Source organism: Mesorhizobium sp. M7A.F.Ca.CA.001.10.2.1 (assembly GCF_003998575.1).
GTDB lineage: Bacteria > Pseudomonadota > Alphaproteobacteria > Rhizobiales > Rhizobiaceae > Mesorhizobium.
In genome coordinates this window covers 1-5,872 of the sequence record NZ_RZQY01000365.1, presented here as the reverse complement: position 1 = coordinate 5,872, position 5,872 = coordinate 1, and the positions used below count along the sequence as shown (strand labels likewise).

Here is a 5,872-nt window from a genome sequence, read left to right as displayed (position 1 = left end):
AAGCAGCTTCTTCACCGCAACCCGGCGGTCCATCGTCGGCAAATTCATGTCGCTCACCACTTCTTCTTGCCGAGCAGCCGCTGCCCGATCAGCACGGCAATCTGCTGGTCGGCGTCGAAAGCCATCAAGGCTGCCTGCGCCACCGTCTCCACCAGGTCGGGACCGGTTTCGGCGCGCAGCACCCTGAGCCCGATCGCCTTCAGCGACGCCTCCGTCGCCTGCCCCATCGGCACTTGCCACGGGTTGAACTCGGCCCATTCGCCCCGCATCGTCACCAGGACGAGCAAGGGGAAGCGCGCCTGCACGGGAAGCGACAGCATGTTGATGCAATTGCCGACACCGGAGGATTGCATGAGCACGACGCTCCGCTTGCCACCGAGCCAGGAGCCTGCTGCGATGGCGATGCCCTCCTCCTCCGTCGTCAGCACATTGGTGACGACTTCGGGATCCTCACTGAAAAGGCGGATCAATGTGGTATGACCGGCATCCGGCACATAGGACATGTGGCTGATGCCGGCAGCCTTGAGCACCTCATAGACCTGATCCGGCCACTGCCTTTCAGACACGGTCGGAGCGGCGGCAAGCGCTGCTGCTTCCGGAGGTTTTGCTTGTATGCTCGCCGTCACCTTGCATCTCCGAGATATTGGACTGGCATTAGACTAGCGCGCTTGACCGATGCAATCTTCGTCTCTTTCTCGTGATCAGATATAATGGTATTCGATAGCTCATGGAGTTATCGCAGCTACGCACCCTCATCCATGTCGCCGAACTCGGCAGCCTCAGCAAGGCCGCCGACCGGCTGCACATTGCGCAGCCGGCGCTCAGCCGGCAGGTGCGCATGCTGGAGGAGGAATTGGGCTTTGCCCTTTTCCTGCGCCACGGACGCGGCATGGTGCTGTCCGAGCAGGGCAAGGAGGTGCTGGCGCACGCCATGCGCGTGATGGCCGAGATCGACGAGATCCGCGCCACGGCCACACCCGCCGATGCGCCGCTGACCGGCGAAGTGGCCATCGGCCTGCCGCCCACCGTTGCCGACATTATTTCGCTGCCGCTGGCGGCCGCCTTCGGCAAGGCCCATCCCAAGGCGAAGCTCAGACTTGTCAGCGCCTACACCGGCTATCTGCTGGACTGGATGCACCGCGGCGAGGTGGACGTCGCGGTACTCTACGACCCGCGCATGGCGCGTTCGCTGCGCTCGCGCCCGCTGCTCCTGGAAAACCTCTTCCTGATCGGACCGCCGGATGCGGGATTTTCAACCGTGCGCGCCGTGTCGTTCGCCTCGCTCGCCGGCAAGCGCCTGCTGCTGCCCAGCATCAAGCACGGGTTACGCATCATCGTCGAACGCTGCGCCACGGATGCCGGCATCACGCTCGATGTCGGCATCGAAGCGGACTCCTATTCGGCGCTGAAGGACCTGGTGCGCAACGGCCATGGCTGGACGATCCTGCCGCTCGCCCCTATCCATGCCGATGTGACCGCCGGGCTGCTCACCGCCGCGCCATTGATCGATCCGGTGCCCGTGCGCCGCCTGATCCTTGCCTACCCGGCGGACCGGCCTGCCTCGCGGCTCGCGCGGTTTGCCGGACAAGCGATAGAGGACATCGCCAAGGATCTTGTCGGGCGGGCCGTCTGGGTCGGCCAGCTTCTCGGCCCTCCACCATAAGCATTAGAATTCCGTTATATCTGCTCACGTCCGCCCTGCATTGCTGACAGGGCACGGAGGCGCGATAGTGAGGCCCGCAGCAAGACGAAAACCCGGACAAACCTCATGGAAGCCTATCAGGACATTCGCGATGCCGTCGCCAGGCTGTGCACGCGCTTTCCCGGAGAATACTGGCGCGCACTCGACAGGGACATGGCCTATCCCGGCGACTTCGTCGCAGCGTTGACGCAGGCCGGTTGGCTCTCGATCCTGATCCCGGAGGCATATGGTGGCTCGGGCCTGCCGCTTTCGGCCGCCGCTGCCGTGCTGGAGGAAATCCAGCGCGCCGGCTGCAATGGTGGCGCCTGCCATGCCCAGATGTACACGATGGGCACGCTTCTTCGCCACGGCTCGGAAGCCCAGAAGCAGCGATACCTGCCGAAGATCGCCGCGGGAGAATTGCGCCTGCAGGCATTCGGCGTCACCGAACCGAGCAGCGGGACCGACACGGGGGCGCTCAAGACCACTGCTCGCCTCGATGGCGATCATTTCGTGGTCAAGGGCCAGAAGATCTGGACCAGCCGCGCCGAGCATTCGGATCTGATGCTGCTGCTGGCGCGGACCACACCGCTGAAGGACGGCATGAAAAAGACCGACGGCCTCTCCGTCCTCATCGTCGACATGCGCGAAGCCGTCGGCAACGGCCTCACAATCCGGCCGATCCGCACCATGATGAACCATGCCACCACCGAGGTCTTCTTCGACGATCTGCGCGTACCCGCCGAAAACCTGATCGGCGAAGAGGGGAAGGGATTCCGCTACATCCTCTCGGGCATGAACGCCGAGCGCATCCTGATATCAGCCGAATGCATCGGCGATGCGAAATGGTTCATCGAAAAGGCCAGCACCTACGCAAAGGAGCGGCATGTGTTTGGCCGGGCGATCGGCCAGAACCAGGGCATCCAGTTTCCGATCGCAAGGGCCTACGCCAACATGCGCGCGGCCGAACTGATGGTGCGCGAGGCGCTGAGCCTCTACGAGGCCGGCAAGAACCCCGGATCCGAAGCGAACATGGCCAAGATGCTGGCGGCCGACGCTTCGAACGAAGCAGCCAATGTCTGCATCCAGACTTATGGCGGGTTCGGTTTCGCGGAAGAGTACGATGTCGAGCGCAAGTTCCGCGAGACGCGTCTTTATCAAGTCGCGCCGATCTCGACCAACCTCATCCTGTCATACCTTTCCGAGCACGTGCTTGGACTGCCGCGTTCCTACTAGGAGTCGTCCGTGAACGTCCTCATCGTCTATGCACACCCGGAAGCAAAATCCTTCAACGGCGCCATGAAGGATCTGGCCGTGGAAACCTTGACCCGCGCAGGCCACGATGTGGTCGTCAGCGACCTCTATGCGATGGGCTTCAATCCTGTCGCAGGGCCGGGCGACGTATCGGGCGAGCGTAACGATCCGGACTTCTTCAGCCTGCCGCGCGAACAGACCGCCGCCTACGAGGCCGGCGCACTGTCGGCCGATATCAGTGCAGAGATCGAAAAGGTGAAGCGGGCGGCCTTCGTGCTGTTCCAGTTCCCGGTCTGGTGGTTCGGAATGCCAGCAATGCTCAAGGGCTGGGCCGATCGCGTCTTCGCGCGCGGTTTCGCCTATCTGCCGGGCCGCAAATACGACACCGGCATGTTCAGGGGAAAGCTCGCCATGGTGGCCGCCACCACGGGCACGTCGGCCGACACCTACGCGCCCGACGGCATCGATGGCGACATCCTCACCGTGCTGTGGCCGATCCACAATGGTCTGCTGCGCTATTCCGGCTTCGACGTGCTGCCGCCCTTCGTCGCCTACATGCCGGGCCGCGTCGGCGACGATGGCCGCAAGGCCTATCTGGACGCCTACCGCAAGAGGCTCGAGGACATTGATGGCACGCCGCATCTGTTCTTCCACGCCGCCGAGGACTACGGCAAGAACGAGCGGCTGAAGCCTGGTGTGCTGGCGCGCTCGGGAGTGCAGCGCAATGTCTGACGGCGCCCGCCCACTGGAGGGCCTGTTTGTCGTTTCGATCGAGCAGGCCGTCGCCGCTCCGCTCTGCACGGTCCGCCTTGCCGATGCCGGCGCACGCGTCGTGAAGATCGAGCGTCCGGAAGGCGAAACCGCGCGTCATTACGATTCCGCAGTGGAAGGCATGTCGGCTTACTTCGTCTGGCTCAACCGCGGCAAGGAGAGCGCGGTGCTCGACCTGAAGAGTGAGCACGACCTGGCTCTCCTGCACCGGATGGTCGCGCGCGCCGACGTCCTCGTGCAGAATCTCGTGCCGGGCGCCATCGACAGGCTCGGCCTCTCGGCCGATACAATTGCGAAAGAGTTTCCTCGGCTGATAGCCATCAACATCGTCGGCTACGGGCAGGACACGCCCTACGCGGCCATGCGCGCCTACGACATGCTGGTGCAGGCCGAAAGCGGCATCTGCGCCGTTACCGGCACGCCGGACACGCCAAGCAAAATCGGGGTTTCCGCCGCCGACATCGCCACCGGCATGAATGCCCATGCAGCGATCCTCGAAGCCTTGCTGGCGCGCCAGAAGACCGGGCGCGGCCGCATTGTCGAGATTGCCATGTTCGACGCCATGGCCGACTGGATGACCGTGCCGCTGCTGCACTACGAATATGCGGGCCGCGAGACGCAGAGATATGGCCTGGCGCATGCTTCGATCTACCCCTATCGACCTTATGCCTGTCGGGATGGCAGCGTGGTCGTGTCCATCCAGCAGAACAATGAATGGAAGCGCTTCTGCACGCTCGTGCTGCAAAGGCAGGATCTGTTCGCCGACGAACGCTTCGCCACCAACACCTGGCGGGTTGCCAACCGCACGGCGCTCGACGCCGAGATCGAACCGATCTTCGCGGCAATCGACTGCGACGAGGCCATAAGCCGTCTCGACGAGGCGCAGATCGCCTGGGGCCGGGTGAGTGCAATGCGCGACCTGCCGCACCACAAGGCGCTCCGCCGGACGGAGGTGGCACTGCCGGACGGCAAGCGCATCGCAGTACCCAAGCCGGCAGGGCGGCCGGAGGGATTTGCAACGGTTCCAAGCGTCCCCGCGCTTGGCGCCGATACGGACCGGATCCGGTCCGAATTCGCCGCCTGACGAGGACCTCATGAGCCTGGACACAAGCACACTGCAGGAATGGGTTGGACGCACGCACGAGGTCGAGGATGTTGTGACCCCGCGCCTGCTGGCCAGCTTTGGCGCCACGCTTGGGGACCACGCGGCGCAGACTGCCGAGGGCGCGGCCGCGCCCGGACTGCATTGGTGCCTGGCGCCCGACATTGCCGCCATGCGAGAACTCGGACCTGACGGGCACCCGGCCAAAGGCGGCTTCCTGCCGCCGGTGCCGCTTCCGCGTCGCATGTGGGCTGCCAGCGACATGCGTTTCATGGCGCCGATCCGCTCTGGCGACCGCATCCGCCGCCGCTCGACGTTGGCCGCCATCGAGGAGAAGCAGGGCCGCACCGGCCCGCTCACCTTCGTCACGGTCCGGCACGACATCGCCAACGATTCCGGTCCGGTCATCGAGGAGGACCAGATCATCGTCTATCGCGGCGCCGAAGCCGCTGCTGCGTCCCCTGCCCCGCCGGCCAATTCGCCCCTGGCCGCATCGCACGAGCGCACGATCGACATCGATCCCGTGCTGCTCTTTCGATATTCCGCGCTGACGTTCAACGGGCATCGCATCCACTACGACGCGCCCTATGCCACGGGGGTCGAGCACTATCCCGGGCTCGTCATCCATGGCCCGCTGCAGGCGACGCTGCTGATGAACTTCGCCGCCGCCATTGTCGGTCAGTCGCCGCGCCGTTTCTCATTCCGCGGCGTCCATCCGGCGACTGGCCCGCAGCGCCTGCTTCTGAGCGCAACATCCCCAGGCCAGGACGGCATGGCTCTCGAGGCACGGTCGTCCGACAGCCATGTGACGGTGAAAGCCACGGCGCAATGGTGAGCTTCGTCACGCCTGTCGTGCCGCTATTCGTGCCGGGCTCACGTCCTGAGCGGTTTGCCAAAGCCGACAGCAGCGGCGCGGACGCAGTCATTCTAGACCTCGAGGATGCCGTCGCCCCTGGCGACAAGGACCGCGCTCGGGAAGCGGTCGTTGCTCATGCAGCCGCGCTGAAATCCGCGGTCGTGGTCCGCATCAATGCCGCCGGCACATTTTGGCACCAGGCGGACAT

At 64.6% G+C, this 5,872-nt stretch carries 7 protein-coding genes; 6 read left to right on the top strand and 1 reads right to left on the bottom strand.

What is annotated here, in order from left to right; all coding sequences use genetic code 11:
* Nucleotides 1-53: 53 nt before the first annotated feature.
* Nucleotides 54-566, bottom strand: coding sequence for a thiamine pyrophosphate-binding protein (locus EN964_RS21740; RefSeq protein WP_164748823.1), 513 nt, complete (start codon nt 564-566; stop codon nt 54-56).
* A 161-nt stretch (nt 567-727) separates the two neighbouring features.
* On the opposite strand from EN964_RS21740, the gene EN964_RS21735 reads away from it, so the two are divergent.
* From EN964_RS21735 to EN964_RS21710, 6 genes are all read left to right on the top strand, one after another.
* Entirely contained in the window at nt 728-1,663 is a 936-nt protein-coding gene (locus tag EN964_RS21735; protein WP_127267891.1) for a LysR substrate-binding domain-containing protein, read from the top strand.
* 105 nt (nt 1,664-1,768) lie between these two features.
* Nucleotides 1,769-2,917, top strand: coding sequence for an acyl-CoA dehydrogenase family protein (locus EN964_RS21730; protein ID WP_127267892.1), 1,149 nt, complete (start codon nt 1,769-1,771; stop codon nt 2,915-2,917).
* A 9-nt stretch (nt 2,918-2,926) separates the two neighbouring features.
* Nucleotides 2,927-3,667: an NAD(P)H-dependent oxidoreductase gene (locus EN964_RS21725; RefSeq protein ID WP_127267893.1), complete on the top strand. Its 741-nt coding sequence runs from the start codon at nt 2,927-2,929 to the stop codon at nt 3,665-3,667.
* Entirely contained in the window at nt 3,660-4,790 is a 1,131-nt protein-coding gene (locus EN964_RS21720; RefSeq protein ID WP_127267894.1) for a CaiB/BaiF CoA-transferase family protein, read from the top strand. Before EN964_RS21725 ends, EN964_RS21720 begins: the two co-directional genes overlap by 8 nt.
* Nucleotides 4,791-4,800: 10 nt before the next feature.
* Nucleotides 4,801-5,643: a MaoC family dehydratase N-terminal domain-containing protein gene (locus EN964_RS21715; protein ID WP_127267895.1), complete on the top strand. Its 843-nt coding sequence runs from the start codon at nt 4,801-4,803 to the stop codon at nt 5,641-5,643.
* The coding region (locus tag EN964_RS21710; RefSeq protein WP_245490682.1) for an aldolase/citrate lyase family protein at nt 5,637-5,872 on the top strand (236 nt) is incomplete at its 3' end. The genes EN964_RS21715 and EN964_RS21710, both read left to right, overlap by 7 nt.

Excerpts from the sequence above, each read along its gene's own strand:
- EN964_RS21735 (WP_127267891.1), top strand. The coding sequence starts at position 728 with ATGGAGTTATCGCAGCTACGCACCCTCATCCATGTCGCCGAACTCGGC.
- EN964_RS21730 (WP_127267892.1), top strand. The coding sequence starts at position 1,769 with ATGGAAGCCTATCAGGACATTCGCGATGCCGTCGCCAGGCTGTGCACG.
- EN964_RS21720 (WP_127267894.1), top strand. The coding sequence starts at position 3,660 with ATGTCTGACGGCGCCCGCCCACTGGAGGGCCTGTTTGTCGTTTCGATC.
- EN964_RS21715 (WP_127267895.1), top strand. The coding sequence starts at position 4,801 with ATGAGCCTGGACACAAGCACACTGCAGGAATGGGTTGGACGCACGCAC.